20 protein-coding genes and 1 pseudogene are annotated in these 19,313 nt (G+C 36.4%); all 21 read left to right on the forward strand.

The window, feature by feature from the left end; translation table 11 throughout:
* Nucleotides 1–134 precede the first annotated feature (134 nt).
* The 21 genes and pseudogenes from sleB to ndk all read left to right on the forward strand — a co-directional run bounded on the left by sleB (nucleotide 135) and on the right by ndk (nucleotide 19,087).
* Nucleotides 135–890, forward strand: coding sequence for a spore cortex-lytic enzyme (sleB, locus tag KHA96_RS03050; RefSeq protein WP_481748218.1), 756 nt, complete (start codon nucleotides 135–137; stop codon nucleotides 888–890).
* Between the two features lie 18 nt (nucleotides 891–908).
* Entirely contained in the window at nucleotides 909–2,258 is a 1,350-nt protein-coding gene (ypeB, locus tag KHA96_RS03055) for a germination protein YpeB (RefSeq protein WP_213127814.1), read from the forward strand.
* Between the two features lie 101 nt (nucleotides 2,259–2,359).
* Nucleotides 2,360–3,010, forward strand: a complete 651-nt coding sequence (locus KHA96_RS03060) for a flagellar brake protein (RefSeq protein ID WP_213127815.1) — start codon at nucleotides 2,360–2,362, stop codon at nucleotides 3,008–3,010.
* Between the two features lie 65 nt (nucleotides 3,011–3,075).
* Nucleotides 3,076–3,255: a DUF5359 family protein gene (locus KHA96_RS03065; protein ID WP_213127816.1), complete on the forward strand. Its 180-nt coding sequence runs from the start codon at nucleotides 3,076–3,078 to the stop codon at nucleotides 3,253–3,255.
* 94 nt (nucleotides 3,256–3,349) lie between these two features.
* Nucleotides 3,350–4,030 (forward strand): (d)CMP kinase, encoded by a 681-nt coding sequence (cmk, locus tag KHA96_RS03070; RefSeq protein ID WP_213128659.1) that lies wholly within the window; start codon nucleotides 3,350–3,352, stop codon nucleotides 4,028–4,030.
* Nucleotides 4,027–4,614 carry a lysophospholipid acyltransferase family protein gene (locus KHA96_RS03075; protein ID WP_213127817.1) on the forward strand — a complete coding sequence of 196 codons (588 nt, stop codon included), beginning with the start codon at nucleotides 4,027–4,029 and terminating at the stop codon, nucleotides 4,612–4,614. Before cmk ends, KHA96_RS03075 begins: the two co-directional genes overlap by 4 nt.
* 183 nt (nucleotides 4,615–4,797) lie before the next feature.
* Complete coding sequence (gene rpsA, locus KHA96_RS03080) at nucleotides 4,798–5,931, forward strand: 30S ribosomal protein S1 (protein ID WP_213127818.1); 1,134 nt, start codon at nucleotides 4,798–4,800, stop codon at nucleotides 5,929–5,931.
* An 844-nt stretch (nucleotides 5,932–6,775) separates the two neighbouring features.
* Nucleotides 6,776–7,802: pseudogene (locus KHA96_RS03085) on the forward strand (IS110 family RNA-guided transposase).
* Nucleotides 7,803–8,344: 542 nt separating this feature from the next.
* Nucleotides 8,345–8,941, forward strand: a complete 597-nt coding sequence (locus KHA96_RS03090; RefSeq protein ID WP_213127819.1) for a YphA family membrane protein — start codon at nucleotides 8,345–8,347, stop codon at nucleotides 8,939–8,941.
* 83 nt (nucleotides 8,942–9,024) lie between these two features.
* Complete coding sequence (gene der, locus KHA96_RS03095; protein ID WP_213127820.1) at nucleotides 9,025–10,335, forward strand: ribosome biogenesis GTPase Der; 1,311 nt, start codon at nucleotides 9,025–9,027, stop codon at nucleotides 10,333–10,335.
* 15 nt (nucleotides 10,336–10,350) lie between these two features.
* Entirely contained in the window at nucleotides 10,351–11,406 is a 1,056-nt protein-coding gene (locus KHA96_RS03100; RefSeq protein ID WP_213127821.1) for an NAD(P)H-dependent glycerol-3-phosphate dehydrogenase, read from the forward strand.
* Nucleotides 11,407–11,633: 227 nt separating this feature from the next.
* Nucleotides 11,634–11,834, forward strand: coding sequence for a DUF2768 domain-containing protein (locus KHA96_RS03105; protein WP_213127822.1), 201 nt, complete (start codon nucleotides 11,634–11,636; stop codon nucleotides 11,832–11,834).
* 69 nt (nucleotides 11,835–11,903) lie between these two features.
* A complete protein-coding gene (locus tag KHA96_RS03110) occupies nucleotides 11,904–12,596 on the forward strand; it encodes a hypothetical protein (RefSeq protein WP_481748201.1) in 693 nt (230 codons plus the stop codon).
* A 156-nt stretch (nucleotides 12,597–12,752) separates the two neighbouring features.
* Nucleotides 12,753–14,231 (forward strand): stage IV sporulation protein A, encoded by a 1,479-nt coding sequence (gene spoIVA, locus KHA96_RS03115; protein WP_213127824.1) that lies wholly within the window; start codon nucleotides 12,753–12,755, stop codon nucleotides 14,229–14,231.
* 279 nt (nucleotides 14,232–14,510) lie between these two features.
* Nucleotides 14,511–14,783, forward strand: a complete 273-nt coding sequence (locus KHA96_RS03120; RefSeq protein ID WP_213127825.1) for an HU family DNA-binding protein — start codon at nucleotides 14,511–14,513, stop codon at nucleotides 14,781–14,783.
* A gap of 330 nt (nucleotides 14,784–15,113) precedes the next feature.
* Nucleotides 15,114–15,680 (forward strand): GTP cyclohydrolase I FolE, encoded by a 567-nt coding sequence (gene folE / locus KHA96_RS03125; protein WP_213127826.1) that lies wholly within the window; start codon nucleotides 15,114–15,116, stop codon nucleotides 15,678–15,680.
* Nucleotides 15,681–15,699: 19 nt separating this feature from the next.
* On the forward strand, nucleotides 15,700–15,933 hold the full coding sequence (gene mtrB, locus KHA96_RS03130) for a trp RNA-binding attenuation protein MtrB (protein ID WP_213127827.1): 234 nt from the start codon (nucleotides 15,700–15,702) through the stop codon (nucleotides 15,931–15,933).
* A 122-nt stretch (nucleotides 15,934–16,055) separates the two neighbouring features.
* Nucleotides 16,056–16,835 (forward strand): heptaprenyl diphosphate synthase component 1, encoded by a 780-nt coding sequence (locus KHA96_RS03135; RefSeq protein WP_213127828.1) that lies wholly within the window; start codon nucleotides 16,056–16,058, stop codon nucleotides 16,833–16,835.
* On the forward strand, nucleotides 16,829–17,545 hold the full coding sequence (locus KHA96_RS03140) for a demethylmenaquinone methyltransferase (RefSeq protein ID WP_283248430.1): 717 nt from the start codon (nucleotides 16,829–16,831) through the stop codon (nucleotides 17,543–17,545). Before KHA96_RS03135 ends, KHA96_RS03140 begins: the two co-directional genes overlap by 7 nt.
* 18 nt (nucleotides 17,546–17,563) lie before the next feature.
* A complete protein-coding gene (gene hepT / locus KHA96_RS03145) occupies nucleotides 17,564–18,526 on the forward strand; it encodes a heptaprenyl diphosphate synthase component II (RefSeq protein ID WP_213127829.1) in 963 nt (320 codons plus the stop codon).
* 114 nt (nucleotides 18,527–18,640) lie between these two features.
* On the forward strand, nucleotides 18,641–19,087 hold the full coding sequence (ndk, locus tag KHA96_RS03150; RefSeq protein ID WP_213127830.1) for a nucleoside-diphosphate kinase: 447 nt from the start codon (nucleotides 18,641–18,643) through the stop codon (nucleotides 19,085–19,087).
* Nucleotides 19,088–19,313: the final 226 nt, after the last annotated feature.

The following is a 19,313-nucleotide window of genomic DNA, read 5'->3' on the forward strand; positions in this document are numbered from 1 at the left end:
TTTATCGTAATGAAATTTGCATAAAAACCTCCTATATTCGGAAACTAAGCTTATGAAATTTATAGTTGGAGGAAATGAATATGAAATATTACAAAGTGGCAAGACTTACTTTCCTTTTATTCCTTTGTACCATAATGTTCTCAACGACAAATGTAAATGATTCAAATGCCTTTACTAATCAAGTCATTCAAAAAGGGGCAGTTGGTGAGGATGTCATTGAACTTCAGGCCAGACTCCAATATATCGGTTTTTATAATGGGAAAATTGACGGAGTCTTTGGATGGGGAACATACTGGGCATTGAGAAATTTTCAATATGAATTTGGTATGGAAGTGGATGGTTTAGCAGGGGCAGAAACAAAAGCAAAACTGGTGAAAGCCTCCAAATATGATAAACAATTTGTTCAAAATCAAATAAATAAAGGTAAAACTTTCACTCATTATGGCGGAACTGATTTATCAAAACAAACAGGGCCAAGTAATAATACAAGTTCTCAAACACCAAAGCCAACAGCGGCCAACACACCTACAGGTTTCTCCCAAAATGATATTAATTTAATGGCAAATGCTGTACACGGAGAAGCAAGAGGAGAACCATATGAAGGCCAGGTGGCGGTGGCTGCTGTCATATTAAATCGTGTAAACAGCGCATCTTTTCCAAATACGGTAGCGGGTGTAATCTTCGAGCCTGGTGCATTTACAGCAGTAGCAGATGGTCAAATATGGCTGACGCCTAATGAAACATCAAAACGAGCTGTCTTGGATGCTATCAACGGCTGGGATCCTACTAACAGTGCTTTATATTATTTTAATCCAGATACGGCAACTAGCGCATGGATATGGACAAGGCCACAAATCAAACGAATCGGACAACATATATTTTGTATGTAGAAAGGAACGTGGCATTTTATGATAAGAAATATATTAATTGTAGTATTAACGATTGGAATAGCAGGTACCGCCTATTGGGGATATCAAGAGCATCAGGAAAAAAATGCTATATTAATTAATGCTGAAAATAATTATCAAAGAGCCTTCCATGATCTTTCTTATCAGATGGATGTTCTTCATGAAAAAATTGGAACAGCTTTGGCCATGAACTCAAAAAAATCTTTATCTCCAGCTCTTGCAGATGTATGGCGAATTACATCTGATGCACGTGGTCAAGTTGGCCAGCTTCCCTTAACACTATTGCCATTTAATAAAACGGAAGACTTTTTAACGAATATTGGTAATTTTAGCTACAAGACTGCTGTAAGAGACTTGGATAAAGAGCCTCTTTCAAAAAATGAATATACATTATTAAAAAAGATGTATAGCCAAAGTAACGATATTCGCAATGAACTTCGGAAAGTTCAACATTTAGTCTTAAAAAATAATTTGCGATGGATGGACGTTGAATTAGCTCTTTCAACGGGAAAAGAAAACGCTGATAACACTATTATTGATGGCTTTAAGACGGTGGATAAACGAGCAAAAGGATATGATGAAGAGAACTTGCAAGATCCTACTATTGTTGCTTTTCAAAAAAAGGATCAAAATTTTGATCAGATAAAAGGAAAAACAATATCTAAAGATGAGGCACTTGCTCTTGCCAAAAAGTTTTCAGGGATGAATGCGGTAAATGAATCAAAAGTCGTTGAAAATGGAAAAGGCGCGGAATACGAATTTTATAGTGTCAATCTTGATAATGGAAAGGGAGATGGGGTCAGTTTAGATCTTACAAAAAAAGGTGGATATCCAATTTGGCTTATTAATCATCGAGATATCGGAACTCAAAAATTAAGTTTAAATGATGCCATGACGAAAGCAAATGACTTTTTAAGAACGCACGGTTATGAGAAGCTAGAGGCAGCGGAAAGTATGCAATATGATACAATCGGTTTATTTACGTACGTAACGAATCAAGATGGAGTAAGAATCTATCCAGAATCTATAAAAGTAAAAGTTGCGCTGGATAATGGACAAATTATTGGATTTGCTGCCAATGATTATTTAAGAGGACATAAAAATAGAAAAATTTCTAAGCCAAAGATGACGCTTAAAGATGCTCGCGGCTATTTAAATACTAATGTAAAAGTAATGGAGGATCGGCTTGCGATTATAACAAATGAACTTGGAGAAGATGTTTTATGTTATGAGTTTATTGGAACAATGGACAATGATACGTACCGGATTTATATTAACGCCGACAAAGGTATTGAAGAAAAAGTAGAAAAACTCAAAAATGCTGAACCGATTTATGAAGAGACAATTTAACATTTAATATAGGCGGAAACTCTGCATTCTGCCTATATTTTTTTTCTTATACGTGAGATAATGGTATTAATTGCTTATTAATACTACGGGGTGTGGCATTCATGATAAAAGTTGGAATGGAGTTAATTTTGGAAACGGATAATCAAAATGAAGAAAAATATAAAGCAAAAATTGCTGATTTTGATGAAAACAAAGTATATATTTCGTATCCTCTCGGGGTAACAAGCAATAAGACAATCTTTTTAAGAACTGATACAAAAATGTATGCTAGCTTCGTCGATGAAGAATCAGGTGCATATTTATTTAAAACAAAAATCATTGGCAGGGTAAAAAAACAAATTCCTTTACTCGTACTCACCTTTCCAGATGAAGAAAACTTATTGAAAGTGCAAAGAAGACAATTCGTCCGAATTAATGCCGCGATTGATGTTTCATTGCAGCTGCTTGAATCAGAAGAAGTTTATCCAACTGTCACTGAGGATTTTAGTGCTGGGGGCTGTGCCGTTATTTTACCGAAAAACGTTATCATACATAGGGGAGAATTAGCAAGGATTTGTATAGTTTTAAGAATGCAGTCAGGGGAATACTTATACTTAAATCTTGATTGCAGAATCATTAGAGCTTTTGATAAAAATAAACGCCAATTAGTATCTATCCAATTTCTTAATGTGAAAAATAAAGAACAACAGCAATTAATGCGCTTTTGCTTTGAAAAACAGCTTGAATATCGAAAAAGAGGAATTACAAATTAAATAATAGTTAATAGGTATATAGCCAGTTTTTTTGAGCAAGAATAAGAAGAAAACGGGGTGGCAGCATGAATGCCATGGAACGCATTTTACTAAAACTCGTCTTGATTCATCTTCTTATCTTGATCCTTGTTCAAGGCTTTCATGAAATGGGATTCCTTAAATACTCAAATAAACTAATTTTATACGAGGGCACAGCAGGCATCGAAGAACAACCTAAATTAAACGTGTTTAACTTAAAGGAGTGAGGACAATGCTTGTCTTCATTTTTTTATTTTTAATAGACTTGTCTCAATCGTTAATATGGTAATATAGAGTAGGAAGATGAAGAAGCAGGTGAAAATAATGAAGAAAATTAGTATAGCCATAGATGGTCCAGCAGCGGCGGGAAAAAGCACTGTAGCAAAAATGATTGCAGAAAAACTATCCTATATTTATGTTGATACAGGAGCCATGTATAGGGCTTTGACGTATAAAGCAATTGTAAAAAATTATGATATAAACGATGCAGCAGAAATTTCCAGTTTATTGCTGCATACTACGATTGAGTTAAAACCATCCGCAAATGGACAACTTATTTTTTTGGACGGACAAGATGTTACCCAACAAGTTCGTGGTGAAGAAGTAACAAAAACAGTGTCAACGATTGCATCTTATAAAGAAGTACGTGAAGAAATGGTTTTACGTCAACAAATGTTTGGTCAAGATGGCGGAGTTGTAATGGATGGCAGGGATATAGGAACAAAAGTTTTGCCAAATGCAGAGTTGAAAATATTTTTACTGGCAAGTGTAGACATCAGGGCTGAGAGGCGTCACCTCGAAAATGTACAAAAAGGTTTTCTTTCTAATTTAGAAAAGTTAAAAGAGGAAATCATCCTTCGTGACAAACAAGATTCTGAAAGAGAGATCTCACCTCTAGTAAAAGCGGAGGATGCAATAGAAATTGACACATCTTCATTATCAATCGAAGAAGTAGCTGATACAATATTAGCTTTGGCAGAAGAAAGGATTGAAAGACCGTGAGTTTTTATACATTTGCGAGAGCAGTTGTTAATTTTGTTTTAAAACCTATATACAGAATTCAGATAAGTGGCACTGAACATTTTCCTAAAAACGGCGGTGTTTTAATTTGTGCCAACCATATAGATAACTTGGATCCCCCGGTCGTTGGAATAACTGCTCCGCGACCAATCTATTTCATGGCAAAAGCGGAATTATTTAAACATCCATTAGGTAAGAAGCTAATGGAAAATATTCAAGCATTTCCTGTCAAAAGAGGACTTAGTGATAGAGAGGCGTTAAGAACAGGTTTAAAATATTTAAAAGAAGGTAAAGTGGTTGGACTTTTTCCGGAAGGAACGAGAAACAAAACTGGAGAAGTTGGAAAAGGATTTGCGGGGGCGGGGTTTTTCGCGCTAAGATCAGACGCTTACGTCGTTCCTTGTGCCATCATTGGTCCTTACAAACCATTTAAAAAGTTAAAGGTTATTTATGGACGTCCAATTGATTTTACAGAAATGAGAGAAAATAAAGTATCAGCAGAAATTGCCACGGATGTAATCATGTCAGAGATTAGGAAATTAATAGAAACCGATAGAAACGCGTAAGAAATGTCTTTAATTTGATAGACAAAACTGAATTTTATACAAAACAGTAAACTCTTTCGCTTGACAAAATAAGTCATTTATAAGAAGTTTATTACGAGATGATTTTTTAGAATTATGTGAGGATTTTTCATGTTGCCTTTGTAAATCCTTATAGTTTTTAAATGCAGGATAGGAGGAGTACATATGACGGAGGATATGAATAATATTGAAGTGAAAAGTTTCTCTGAAGGAGACCGCGTAAAAGGGACGGTAACTAAGATTGAAGAAAAACAGGTCTTGGTCGATCTGGAAGGGAGCAAGCTTGATGGAATTATTCCAATAAGTGAACTTTCAAGCCTTCATGTTGAGAAAGCATCTGACGTGGTCCACGAAGGTGAAGTATTAGATCTAATTGTAACTAAAGTGGAAGAAGAGCTCCTCGTACTTTCAAAGCGTAAAGTTGATGCTGAGAATGCTTGGGAAACCCTTGAAAAGCGATTCCAAAATAGTGAGGTATTCGACGCTGAAGTTAATGAGATCGTAAAAGGCGGTTTAGTAGTAGATTTAGGTGTACGAGGATTTGTTCCAGCATCAATGGTAGAAGATCATTATGTAGAAGATTTCTCAGATTACCAAGGGAAAACCCTTTCTTTTAAAATTGTTGAATTAGATAAAGAAAAAAACCGATTAATTCTTTCGCATCGTATTGTAGTAGAAGAAGAAAAAGGACGCGAAAAACAAGAGGTTCTTGAAAAATTAGACGCCGGTCAAGTAATAGAAGGTACCATTCAAAGACTTACGGATTTCGGAGCTTTTGTAGACATTGGCGGCGTTGACGGACTTGTACACATTTCTCAACTTTCACATGAGCATATCGACAAGCCATCTGATGTTGTTAAAGAAGGAGACAAAGTTCAAGTGAAGGTTTTATCAGTTGATCGTGATAATGAAAGAATTTCACTTTCAATTAAAGAAACACTTCCAGGACCTTGGTCAAATATTGTCGAAAAAGCACCAAGAGGAACGATATTAGAAGGAACCGTAAAACGTTTAGTTTCCTTTGGAGCCTTTGTAGAGGTTTTCCCAGGGGTAGAAGGACTTGTTCATATTTCACAAATTTCACATAAACATATCGGGACACCTCACGAAGTACTTCAGGAAGGTCAAACCGTTAAAGTAAAAGTGCTGGAAGTAAATGAGAAGGACCAACGACTATCCTTAAGTATGAAGGAACTTGAAGATCAAGAATATCAATCAAAAGACTATGAACTACCTGAAGAATCAAAAGGATTCCAACTAAGTGATATGATTGGCGATAAGTTGAAAGGCTTTAAATAAACAGACGCTAGAGCTTGCCGAAAGAAAAGCCCTCGTATATTAAGAGGGCACTGAAAAAGCTCCCTTAAAATGAAATACAATTTTAAATGTGGTTGTTGATTTGCGCTCCAGGCGCTTCGCTTTCCGCGGACATCGAAAAGCGGAAGGCACCTAATCAGCCCCGACAAGCAAATTCTGAGGCAAAAAAGTCGTACTTTGACTTCTTTGCCTCAGGTTATTTGACCTCAAGGGGCTGGCGCGTGCAGCTAGACAAGGTACGGGGAGCCTCCTCGGCGCAAGCGCCTGTGGGGTCTCCTCTTTTCCGTACTCCCGCAGGAGTCTACGCGCCTTCCACTCCAATCAACGCTGTTAAAATTAAGGATTGGCTGTAACTTAGCCAAAGTAAAAAGGTATAATACCTTTTTAGCTTACTATGCCTTTTCACTCTTTAGAAAAAAAGTGAGTAGTTGGGTGATAAATTTTTTAATTACATACTAAGGGATTTTATATCGCGATGTGTATCTTTAACTAAACTTTTAGGAAACTGCAGTTTTATATTTGATTTTAGGTCGTATGCTGGAAGATATATCCTGATTTGTAGCAGTTGTAGTTGATTGGAGCGGAAACATACTAAGATTAGTTGTACAGACCGAGGCCGTGGTTTGTGCTACTATTTTTTATAGTAGGAGTGAAGGAAAGTCGTGCGGACGCTGGGATCTTTGAATCCGTATAAGGAAACCGACTTACTTCACACCCTTATTTGAATCAGTTTAGTATGTTGGATCCTCGAGATCGTGTATAAGAAAGTGGAATCGATAAGGCAATGTGAAGACTTCTATGAATGTTGATTTTAGGAGAATGAAAGATGGGACTTGTGATTGCTTTTGATGTAAGTATGGGGAAGAGTACGATGGTTGTGTATGACTGCAATCAACATTGTCAATATGAAGGTGCGGCTTTGAATCATTAAAAAAACGTATAGAATCACTCAGGGAACTAGATGGAGAAGTACCTCAGATTGTTTTCGAGGCTACTGGCGTCTATTCGCAAGGACTTGAAAGTTTTCTTCAGGCACAAAACTATCCTTACAGCCGAATTAATCCTTTACAGGCTAAATTACAAATGGCTACCTCAATGCGTAGAAATAAGACAGACATTAGTGATGCCCATGAATTGGCCAAATCTCATTTTAAAGCTGAACGATATGAGACTTACGTACAAGAAGAATATTTTGAACAGATGAGGGCGCTAGGCCGCTACTATGATGATTTAGAGAAAGAGATCCGGCATTATTCCAATCGTTTACACGCTTTCTTACAGCTAAGTTTTCCTCTGCTTGAAAAAGTATTCTCGAAGAGCTCAATCCAATTTTTAAATATTGTACAGCTTTATCCGCACCCTGATTATTTGCGAGGCCTATCAAAGGAGGAAATACGTGATCAAGTTAAACAAGCAACTCGAAAATGGTGGATCTCTCCAGGGATCGGATCGATTTCCAAGTACTTAAATCTTTTCCGGGAATCGGAGCACAGACTGCCGTCAAGATTATCGCTGAATTAGGGGATATTCACCGTTTTAAAAATCATAAACAAGTGAATGCGTATGCGGGAATTGATATTCAACGGTATCAATCCGGAAAGCTTCAGCATCAAGATCGGATTAATAAACGCGGGAATAGAAGGCTGCGGAAACTCCTGTTTTTCATGATAATGACGATGATCTCCCAACGAAAAAGGTCACAGAATCGGATTGTAGATTATTATGATCAATTAAAAAAGCAACCTCAGAACAAGCATCATAAGGTTGCCGTAATAGCATGTGTGAATAAGTTCCTGAAAGTCGCATTTCACCTTATTCAACACGGCATCCTGTATAACTACGAATTGTCTTAAGCAAGTTAGTAACAGGATAATCTCACTATAGCACAAAAGACATTGTGAAAAAACAGATTTTCGATAAGTCTATTTGGCATACGTATTTTTATTTATTGGTTCTTTTCCAGGAGATTGTTGCTTTTAAGCAAAACCTGTTGAAGGTTGATTGGAGCGAAAGTGCGAGACTCCTGCGGGATTAGTGGGACAGGTGAGACCCCACAGGCGTTTACGCCGAGGAGGCTCACCGCCCGCCCCGCGGAAAGCGAGCAACTGTAGCGGAAATCAAGCTTCCGCATTACTTAGTTAAAAGCAACAAAGTTTGCGCAAACAGCCTATTGATAATTATCCGTTCTTAAATTTCATTTCCCAACAAAATAAGTTAGGAAAAATACTTGACTACAGGTAAGAAAGCGTCCGCCTGTAGTGGAAATCATCAGTATTTCATAGAATACCTTTCTTAGAAGAACTTTTTCTGTGCCTCCAGTATAAATCGGGAGGTTTTTTAAATTGTCTGATTAAATTTTCACCACCTTCCCTATACTGTTAGCGGAGGTGATGAAATGCCAGGAATGATATTTTTACTTATTGCATGGATGATATGGATTTACTCAACGTTTATGATGGATAAAAAGTCAACTTATAGATGGCCAATAGCACTTTTTGCACTACTTTTTATTATATTAAAGTCCTTTTCAATCAGATTTTATTTTTTTCATATAAGTGGACCTTCAATTCTGATTTTAATCATCTGTTACTTCTTAGCATCAAAACTATCATTTAAAAAGCAGCTTCACTTATTATTTTCTGTTTTTACCTTAATGTTAGGTTATGCTGGTTTTCTTTTATTTGAAATGTACGATCCTATATGGATGTTTATGGATAGAGTGGTGCTTATCTCATTTACATTATTTATATTTGGCTATGTTTTATATTCATCATCGATTCTTACTCGGATCCTTCTAATATGTCTCGGTACACTTCAAGGAGATATTGTATTTGCTTCATATTTAAGTAAGTGGGATATGCCTTATTTAATTGGATCGATGGAATATTTAGATATTATATCTATCATTATCTTTTCCAACTTATTATTCCACTTTATTTCCAATGCTACTACTATTCCAAGAATGAAGGGAAATAAAAAAATTTCCCATTAAATAGTTTTCATTACCTTTTCTGAAGATTCTATGGTACGATTTCTCAGTATAACTTAAAGATTAACTTAAAGTGAGTGGATGAAATGTCTAAACCGACAGTGGCGATTGTAGGTCGTCCTAACGTAGGGAAATCAACAATTTTTAATCGAATTGTAGGAGAACGTATATCAATAGTAGAAGATACTCCAGGAGTAACGAGAGACCGAATCTATGGTACAGGTGATTGGCTTTCTCATGAATTTCATATAATTGATACAGGCGGCATTGAAATAGGAGATGCTCCGTTTTTGGAAGAAATACGATTACAAGCAGAGATAGCCATTGCTGAGGCAGATGTGATCATTTTTATTGTCAATAGCAGGGAAGGCGTTACTTCTGCAGATGAGGAAGTAGCTAAAATCCTGTTTCGATCTAAAAAACCAGTCGTTCTGGCAGTGAACAAAGTGGATAATCCCGAAATGCGTGCAGATATTTATGATTTCTATTCGCTAGGCTTCAATGAACCTTTCCCAATTTCAGGATCACATGGTCTTGGGTTAGGAGATTTACTTGATGAAGTAGTCAAAAATTTTCCCGAAACCAATGACGAAATGTTAGAAGAAGATGTTATCAAATTTAGTTTAATCGGAAGACCGAATGTTGGGAAATCTTCAATTGTAAATGCAATGCTAGGTGAGGATAGAGTAATAGTAAGTAATATTGCAGGTACAACGAGAGATGCAATAGATTCTTCTTATGAGTTTGAGGACCAAAAGTTTACAATCATTGACACTGCGGGAATGCGTAAAAAAGGAAAAGTATATGAAAACACTGAAAAATATAGTGTTTTAAGAGCTTTAAAAGCGATCGATCGCTCTGACGTTGTTCTTGTTGTTTTAAATGGAGAAGAAGGAATTTTGGAGCAGGATAAAAAAATTGCTGGGTATGCGCATGAAGCCGGAAGAGCTGTAATCATTGTTGTGAATAAGTGGGATGCTGTTGAAAAAGATGAAAAAACAATGAATGAATTTGAAGAAAAGATAAGAGCTCATTTCTTGTTTTTAGATTATGCTCCTATAGTATTCGTATCCGCAAAGACACGAAAACGCTTGACAAATTTGTTTCCAGCTATAAAAATGGCTAGTGAAAATCATTCAATGCGCGTGCAATCAAGTGTACTAAACGATGTGATTGCTGATGCGATAGCGATGAATCCTACGCCATCAGACAAAGGTCGGAAATTAAAAATTCTTTATGTAACACAAGTTGGAATAAAACCTCCAACATTTGTTGTATTTGTAAATGATCCGGAAATCATGCATTTTTCATACGAGAGATTTTTACAAAACAGAATAAGAGAAGCATTCGGATTCGAAGGAACGCCAATTAAGATCCTTACAAGACAAAGAAAATAAGTGGGTGAACAAATCTTGAATAATGGAAAAGAAAGAGTAGCGGTTATTGGAGCGGGAAGCTGGGGTACAGCCTTGGCGCTTGTACTGGCAGATAATGGCCATCATATTCAATTATGGACTCGAAATGGCGTGCAAAAAGACGAAATCAATGGGAAACATACGAATCAAAAATACTTGCCAGAGATTAATCTTCCTGATTTGATTACCGCATATACATCGCTTGAAGAAGCCTTAAATGGGATAGAAACTGTCGTATTAGCCGTACCCTCTAAAGCGATAAGGGAAACATTAAGGGAGATCATTAAATTTCAAATGCAGCCACTTACTTTCGTGCATGTAAGTAAAGGGATTGAACCTGATAGTTTGCTGCGTATTTCAGAAATGATTGACGAGGAAATACCGAAAAGGATTCTTAAAGATATTGTTGTACTTTCGGGGCCAAGCCATGCTGAGGAAGTGAGTTTGAGACATCCCACAACAGTTGCGGTGTCATCAAATAATATGGCTGCAGCGGAAAAAATACAAGATTTATTTATGAATCAACATTTTCGCGTCTATACAAATCCAGATTTAATTGGAGTTGAAATAGGCGGTGCCCTTAAAAATATCATCGCTTTAGCAGCAGGAATTTCTGATGGCTTAGGATATGGAGATAATGCAAAGGCGGCTCTCATAACGAGAGGTTTGGCGGAAATATCTCGCTTAGGGACAAAAATGGGTGCAAATCCATTAACGTTTTCAGGGTTGGCTGGAATTGGAGATTTAATTGTAACATGTACAAGTGTGCATTCCAGGAACTGGAGAGCAGGTAATATGCTGGGAAAAGGACAAAAATTAGAAGATGTCCTGAATAATATGGGGATGGTTGTAGAAGGCGTAAGGACGACAAAAGCAGCGCATCAATTAGCACAAAAATATAACTGCAGCATGCCGATTACAGAAATTCTTTATCAAATATTATTTAATAATGTAAACGCAAAAGAAGCTGGAGAACAATTAATGGCAAGGTTAAAGACTAATGAAATGGAAGATCTTGTCGATATATTAAGTGAACAAATGGAACAACTATGAGATGACTAGGCAAAAGATGATGCTAATCTTTTTTAAGTGCATATAATGCTTTGAAGTAAATTGCTTAAACAGGTGGAATGGGTATTGGTTTGTCATCTATGAAGCAAAGGGTCTCCCGTTGCTTCATCTTTTTTTGTTGCTGATTTTGTAACTCATTTAAACTTATTAATAAATCAAACATGATATAATATCACGTAATGTGTCATTTAAGTAGTGGAGGAGTTAATATGTCGCCATCAATGCAAAAAATGTGGATATCTATTATAGGTATGTTTCTGTTAGCTTTAGCAATGTTCACAATTTATATAAGTCGTTATAAATTGAATAATAAAATATTAAAAATAGTCACTTCTATAACAGCATGGCTTTTTATGATCATTGGTGGACTTATTGTGCTTTTCATTGTTTTAACAGGTCCTACAAGCTGAGTTTCATACGCTCACAAATGATCAACATGATAGATGCTGAAGGGATGAAGCTATTAAATGAGATTAATAATGAGTATTATAATAATGCTTGCTTCAATTTTATTAAGTGGATGTCTATATCCTCAAGAAAAAAGAGTTGAGAATCGAATTCCTTATGAAGATCAAATAAAGGCTGTACAGACGGCTGTTGATCAATATAAGGAAACGAATGACGGACTTCTGCCTATCAAAACAAGAGAAAATGATACTCCTATTTACATAAAATATCCAATAGAATTTTCTAAGCTGGCTCCCCGGTTCCTGGCATCTCCTCCTGGAAATGCTTATGAAAGTGGGGGTGTATTTCAATACGTTTTAATAGACGTTGAAACGAAACCGACTGTAAAGGTGTTTGATTTACGTATCGCGGAAAAAATAAGCGAAGTGAATTTGAGAATTAAAACTCAAGGATATCCACCTTTTAAAGAAGCGATAGCTAATCATGTCTACACGCTTGACTATAAAAAACTAGGGTACAAAAGCGAGCCTTATATCATTTCTCCTTTTACAAATCATAATTTGCCTCTAGTGATTAATTTAGAAGGGGAGATATTTGTTGACTATATAAGTGACCTTAACCTGGCTTTGAAAGAAAGTGGAAAAAGTTATCAGGAAGGTGAGGATATTACAAGTATTCTTACAGACAATTCATTATTCGTTCCCGCCTATTCACTTACGTACACAGTAGATAAAAACAACGAGCCGATTTACATGGAAAAATAGGAATATTCCTTCTTTCACTCAATATAATGTGGAAGAAGGATTTTTTATTTACTTCTTAATATGGTCATATTAGAATCGGACAACATCGTAAACATCTATTGTCCAATCGTTTATAGGATGTTAAGTCCCTTGAACTCAATGATAGGAGGGAACCTCTTGGAAAAGGTGGACATTTTCAAAGATATTGCTGAGAGAACAGGCGGAGATATTTATTTAGGTGTAGTTGGCGCTGTTAGAACAGGTAAATCCACATTTATTAAAAAATTTATGGAACTGGCTGTACTTCCAAACATCAAGAGTGAAGCAGATAGAGCACGAGCACAAGATGAACTTCCACAAAGTGCTGCAGGTAGAACGATCATGACGACTGAACCAAAATTTGTACCTAATCAAGCTGTTGCGGTTCAAGTGGAAGAAGGCCTTGAAGTGAATGTGAGGCTTGTTGATTGTGTAGGCTATACGGTACCAGGTGCTAAAGGATATGAGGATGAAAATGGCCCTAGAATGATCCACACACCATGGTATGATGAACCAATATCCTTTCACGAGGCTGCGGAAATAGGAACGAGAAAAGTCATTCAAGAGCATTCGGTGCTTGGAGTGGTTATTACGACAGACGGAACGATCGGTGAAATACCCCGTATTGACTATGTTGATGCCGAGGAGAGAGTAATAGAAGAATTAAAAGAGGTTGGCAAACCATTTATTATGGTTATAAACTCTTCACGCCCACATCATGCAGAGACTGACAATCTACGCAAGCAACTTGAAGCAAAATACGATATCCCTGTACTTGCCATGTCTGTTGAGAGTATGAGAGAAGCGGATGTAATGAGTGTACTTCGTGAAGCCTTATACGAATTCCCAGTACTAGAAGTGAATGTAAACTTACCTAGCTGGGTAATGGTTTTAAAGGAGAACCACTGGCTCCGAAACAACTATCAAGAGGCAGTGAAAGAAACAGTAAAAGATATTAAGAGATTACGAGATGTAGATAGAGTTGTTCAGCAGTTTTATGAGTTTGACTTTATTGAAAATGCAGGTTTGGCAGGAGTAGATATGGGGCAAGGAATTGCAGAAATTGATTTATTTGCTCCAGATGATTTATATGATAATGTACTTAAGGAAGTCGTCGGTGTTGAAGTGCGCGGCAAAGACCACCTGCTTGAACTCATGCAGGATTTCGCTGACGCAAAAAGAGAATATGACCAAGTATCTGATGCACTTGCGATGGTTAGGCAAACAGGCTATGGAATTGCAGCACCTTCATTAGCAGATATGAGCCTCGATGAGCCCGAAATAATAAGGCAGGGTGCACGATTTGGCGTCAGATTAAAAGCAATGGCGCCTTCCATTCATATGATAAAAGTAGATGTTGAATCTGAGTTTGCTCCAATCATTGGAACTGAAAAACAAAGTGAGGAGCTCGTACGTTATCTCATGCAAGATTTTGAAGATGATCCACTATCAATCTGGAATTCAGATATTTTTGGCAGAAGCTTGAGCTCCTTAGTAAGGGAGGGCATCCAAGCTAAAATCGCAATGATGCCAGAAAACGCAAGATATAAACTAAAAGAAACACTTGAAAGAATTATCAATGAAGGCTCTGGAGGATTAATAGCGATAATTCTTTAATAGCTAAATGATAAGTTAACATCAAAAATTTAACAGATTATAGTAAAAAGATGCCGAATGCGACGATATTCGGCATCTTTTCCATATTTTAAGCCTTTTATTCTTGCTAACATAAAATATATATGATAATCTTTAAAACAGAATTGCTGATAAATCCCTTATTTACCAGTAATCCAAACGGTTTCTAACAATTCTATGTTTAGAAATCTTAAAAATTGTTCACAAATGTAATAGCAGTTGCGGAACAAGATCTCTCTTTATTGGGAGGAGGTGAATGGTATGAACAAAACTGAACTAATCAATTCTGTTGCTGAATCAGCAGAACTTTCTAAAAAGGATGCTACTAAAGCTGTTGATGCTGTTTTCCAATCCATCCAGAATGCTTTGGCAAACGGTGATAAAGTAGCTTTAATCGGTTTTGGTAACTTTGAAGTACGTGAGCGTGCTGCTCGTAAAGGACGCAATCCTCAAACTGGTCAAGAAATCGAAATCGCTGCAAGCAAAGTTCCAGCGTTCAAACCAGGTAAAGCGCTTAAAGATGCAGTTAAATAATTACATACATTCTTTAGCGTAACAAATGGAACTGCCTTAACATTACGGCAGTTCCTTTTTAATTATGGCTGTTTTCATAAAAATTATTGTTTTTGTAAAAGCCCAAAAACCGGCTTTTACACTTAAAATGAAAGTTTAGTGCTACTAATGGAGTTGGCAGCTCTTTTCTCTGCGGAATTACGAATTTTGAAAGTTTGAATCCATTGATATCATTAAAATCTATATAAAATAGCAACAATGTTCGAGAAAAGAGCCTTAATTATTAATGTATTTATGCTAATATGGGAATACAAAAGAATAGATGGTTTAACTATTGTAGGAGGAACGGGTATGGCTGAAGTAAATCGCTCGCAAATTGAAGAAGCAGTTCGAATGATAATTGAAGCGATAGGTGAAGATCCGAATCGGGAAGGCTTACTAGATACACCGAAACGCGTAGCAAAAATGTATGAAGAGGTTTTTTCTGGTTTAGGCAAAAATCCTGAAGATTATTTTGATACGATTTTTGGGGAAGATCATGAGGAACTAGTACTCGTTAAAGATATCCCTTTTTACTCAATGTGTGAACACCATTTAGTACCATTTTTCGGTAAGGCTCATGTAGCCTATATACCTCAAAATGGAAGGGTAGCTGGCTTGAGCAAACTTGCAAGAGCTGTGGAAACAGTAGCGGCTAGACCGCAATTACAAGAACGAATTACATCCACTATTGCTGATGTAATGATAAAAAAACTCGAACCACAAGGAGTTATGGTCGTTATAGAGGCAGAACATATGTGCATGACAATGAGAGGAATAAAAAAACCAGGTGCCAAAACCATAACATCTGCGGTTAGAGGAATACTGGCCACTGATGGTCAAGCGCGGGCGGAAGTGCTCTCCTTAATAAAAAATTAATATTCCATGAGGTGAAAAAATGAGCAATGGGCGTGGGCAGTCTGATTTTATAATTATTAAAGCATTAGAAGATGGAGTAAATGTTATTGGATTAACGAGAGGGTCAGATACTAGATTTCATCATGCAGAAAAATTAGATGCGGGTGAGGTTATGGTTGCCCAATTTACTGAGCATACTTCAGCAATCAAAATTAGAGGAAATGCCAGTATTATTACTTCTTTTGGTGATATTGAAAGCGAAAATAAAAAATAGCCTAAATCTTATATTCCACTTCCGAAACCATTATATCGCAATTCGCTTTTTTAATATGTTATAATCAAAGGGTCATATATAGGAACGGTCTTTTATTTGTAGATAGAAACGAGGATTTTGTTATGGCGGTACGTAATTATGAACTGCAAGTGAATTCAATAAAAACAAAGTTGCAGCAAAAGTGCTATCATCCTTATTTACATAAACATATTGAACCGCCTGCCTTTGATGTAGATCAAATTCTTCTTATGTTATATTCTATTCAGGACATTAGCATATCTGAGGAAGAACGTGAAGCATGCATCATGGCAACAATGCTTGCAAACCTAGCATTAAATACGCATGAGAATGTTTCTGATCCTAATATATCAATGAAAGCACGTCAACTTATGGTGCTGGCGGGGGACTACTATAGTGGTCTATATTATAATTTATTGTCCGAATTTCGGAATATTGAACTAATAAAATCTCTAGCGTTAGCAATCAAAACAATTAATGAACATAAAATTAATATTATTCATTTTACCGTTGAAAGTATTGATTCATATCTTGAGAGTATAAAAAAAATAGAATCAGGACTGCTGGAACAGTTTTGCATTCATTTTCAAATACCATTTAAATATATTAACTTTTTCACTGAATTTATTTTTTATAAAAAAATTAGTGAGGAACTGGCGCTGTCTATTAATGGGGAGTTTTCCCTTTATATAAATGGGTTAACGAAATGTTATTTACAAAATAATAAGGAACTGTCTTCAGAAGATGAGAAAAAAATACTTACAAATATTATGAATGAGTCAAAGAGGAAGCTTGATGGCATGAAAAAAGAGTTGCATGAATTGCCATCAAACGTGTACTTACGGTTGAATGAATTGGCTGGTTCTTTAACTGGAGGATGTTGACAAAGATGCAATCAAAAGAGGAACGAGTACATAGTGTGTTTGAAAAAATACATCAAAATTATGATAAAATGAATTCAATTATCAGCTTTCAGCAACATATAAAGTGGCGAAAAGAGACAATGAAAAAGATGAGTGTGCCTGAAGGCGTGCATGCCCTTGATTTATGTTGTGGAACTGGGGATTGGACTATTGCTCTTGCCCGGGCTGTAGGTAGTACTGGTAAGGTAATTGGCTTAGATTTTAGCCATAATATGCTTCAAGTAGCAAAGGAAAAAAAAGAAATAGAACAATTAAATCATATTGAGCTCATACAAGGTAATGCTATGGAACTTCCGTTTGAGGACAATACATTTGACTATGTTACAATTGGCTTTGGATTGCGCAATGTACCAGACTATATGCAAGTATTAAAAGAAATGAATAGAGTGTTAAAGCCTGGAGGAATGGCTGTTTGCCTTGAAACTTCCCAACCGACTCTCCCCGTTTATAGACAAGTTTATTATTTATATTTCCGCTTTATCATGCCCTTATTTGGAAAATTAGTTGCCAAAAGCTTTAAAGAATATTCATGGCTGCAAGAATCAGCCCGTGATTTTCCGGGTATGGAAGATCTTGCCCAAATGTTCTGGAAAGCGGGATTTGTCGATGTTATATACAAATCCTTTAGTGGTGGTGTTGCAGCGGCCCATATTGGAATGAAACAGAAATAAAGCCTGGGTGGAAATGAAATGAAACTAACACTACTTAATTCGACCTTAAAAGCTGACTTCGACATCATCGAAAGAGAAATGGAATTAGCCATTCAATCAGACATGGGACTACTCCAAAAAGCGTCAGTACAGCTCTTAAAAGCAGGAGGAAAAAGGATTAGACCTGTTTTTGTCTTATTAGCTGCAAAATTTGGTACGTATAATATACATACTATTAAAAACACTGCAGTTGCTTTAGAACTTATACATATGGCTTCACTAGTACATGATGATGTAATTGACGATGCCGATCTTAGAAGAGGACAACCAACAATCAACTATACTTGGAATAATCGTATAGCAATGTATACAGGTGATTATATTTTGGCTCGTTCTCTTGAATATATGACAAACATTTCTAATTCAATGGCCCATCAAATACTGTCAAATGCAATTATCGAGGTTTGTATGGGAGAAATTGACCAAATTAAAGATAAGTATCGTTTCCATCAAAACTTAAGAGATTACTTACGGCGTATTAAAAGAAAAACTGCTTTATTAATTGCCGTAAGCTGTGAACTAGGGGCTATTACAGCTGGTGCAGATGAAAAGACTCATAAAAAGCTATATAGTTTTGGTTATTTTATCGGCATGTCATATCAAATCATAGATGATATACTCGATTTTACCGGTTCAGAAAAAGAACTCGGGAAACCGGCTGGAGAGGATTTGCGGCAAGGAAATATTACATTGCCAGTCCTATTTGCTATGGAAGACGAAAGCTTAAAATCTCTTATATTGAATGTAAATGAACATACAACTAAAGACGATATGATTGGTATTATTTCTGCAATTAAAAATTCGGGAGCCATAGAAAAGGCGTACTCCGTAAGCAGAATGTATTTAAAAAAAGCTATTAACGCTTTAGACGATCTTCCGCCTATAAAAGCTAAAAAGACACTTCGAGACATTGCTCTCTACATAGGAAAAAGGAAATACTAACAAAGCGAATGAAACATGATAGAATATGAATCAATTTGCTAACGAACGGAAAAAATGGTATTATTTTCATGGGATTTCGAGCTTTTTCACGAGATAATCACAGGAGTGATCACAATGGAAAAAACTTTTCTAATGGTAAAACCAGATGGCGTTCAAAGAGGTTTAATTGGCGAAATCGTATCGCGCTTTGAAAAAAAAGGTTTTCAGCTTGTTGGATCTAAATTGATGACGATTCCAAAAGAACTAGCTGAAAAACATTATGGAGAACATAAAGAGCGTCCATTTTTTGACGGTTTAGTCGAATTTATTACTTCAGGTCCAGTTTTTGCAATGGTTTGGCAAGGTGAGAATGTTATACATACAGCACGTCAAATGATGGGTACAACAAATCCAAAAGATGCCGTACAAGGTACAATTCGGGGAGATTTTGGCTTAACGGTAGGAAAAAATATCATTCATGGATCCGATTCAACTGAAAGTGCAGATAGAGAAATATCATTGTTTTTTAAAGAGGAAGAACTTATTGAATACTCTAAGCTTATAAACAGCTGGATATATTAATACGTAAAGGGCTGTCCAAAAAGTCGCGGCAATTGACTTTTGGGTAGCCCTCTCTTTTATTTGATTTGCTCCTGTTAACATGGACGGTTAATCTCTGCTGCAGGGCTACGCTTTCCGCGTCCGCATGGAACGAAAATCAACAATCTTCTTTCCTCACTGAGATTAATTAGATAGCTCTTTTTCAATCCCAATCATATGGCTTTATACGTTATAATTACAGATAGTA

It is taken from the genome of Bacillus sp. FJAT-49711, from assembly GCF_018343715.1.
GTDB lineage: Bacteria > Bacillota > Bacilli > Bacillales > Bacillaceae_C > Lederbergia.

Bases quoted from the DNA above. Each gene is read 5' to 3' on its own strand.
- KHA96_RS03140 (WP_283248430.1), top strand. From the start codon at position 16,829: ATGTTGACAAAGATGCAATCAAAAGAGGAACGAGTACATAGTGTGTTT.
- rpsA (WP_213127818.1), top strand. From the start codon at position 4,798: ATGACGGAGGATATGAATAATATTGAAGTGAAAAGTTTCTCTGAAGGA.
- KHA96_RS03090 (WP_213127819.1), top strand. From the start codon at position 8,345: ATGCCAGGAATGATATTTTTACTTATTGCATGGATGATATGGATTTAC.
- KHA96_RS03110 (WP_481748201.1), top strand. From the start codon at position 11,904: ATGAGTATTATAATAATGCTTGCTTCAATTTTATTAAGTGGATGTCTA.
- KHA96_RS03135 (WP_213127828.1), top strand. From the start codon at position 16,056: ATGGCGGTACGTAATTATGAACTGCAAGTGAATTCAATAAAAACAAAG.
- KHA96_RS03060 (WP_213127815.1), top strand. From the start codon at position 2,360: ATGATAAAAGTTGGAATGGAGTTAATTTTGGAAACGGATAATCAAAAT.
- ypeB (WP_213127814.1), top strand. From the start codon at position 909: ATGATAAGAAATATATTAATTGTAGTATTAACGATTGGAATAGCAGGT.
- mtrB (WP_213127827.1), top strand. From the start codon at position 15,700: ATGAGCAATGGGCGTGGGCAGTCTGATTTTATAATTATTAAAGCATTA.
- ndk (WP_213127830.1), top strand. From the start codon at position 18,641: ATGGAAAAAACTTTTCTAATGGTAAAACCAGATGGCGTTCAAAGAGGT.
- KHA96_RS03105 (WP_213127822.1), top strand. From the start codon at position 11,634: ATGTCGCCATCAATGCAAAAAATGTGGATATCTATTATAGGTATGTTT.
- KHA96_RS03065 (WP_213127816.1), top strand. From the start codon at position 3,076: ATGAATGCCATGGAACGCATTTTACTAAAACTCGTCTTGATTCATCTT.
- folE (WP_213127826.1), top strand. From the start codon at position 15,114: ATGGCTGAAGTAAATCGCTCGCAAATTGAAGAAGCAGTTCGAATGATA.
- hepT (WP_213127829.1), top strand. From the start codon at position 17,564: ATGAAACTAACACTACTTAATTCGACCTTAAAAGCTGACTTCGACATC.
- sleB (WP_481748218.1), top strand. From the start codon at position 135: ATGTTCTCAACGACAAATGTAAATGATTCAAATGCCTTTACTAATCAA.
- der (WP_213127820.1), top strand. From the start codon at position 9,025: ATGTCTAAACCGACAGTGGCGATTGTAGGTCGTCCTAACGTAGGGAAA.
- KHA96_RS03120 (WP_213127825.1), top strand. From the start codon at position 14,511: ATGAACAAAACTGAACTAATCAATTCTGTTGCTGAATCAGCAGAACTT.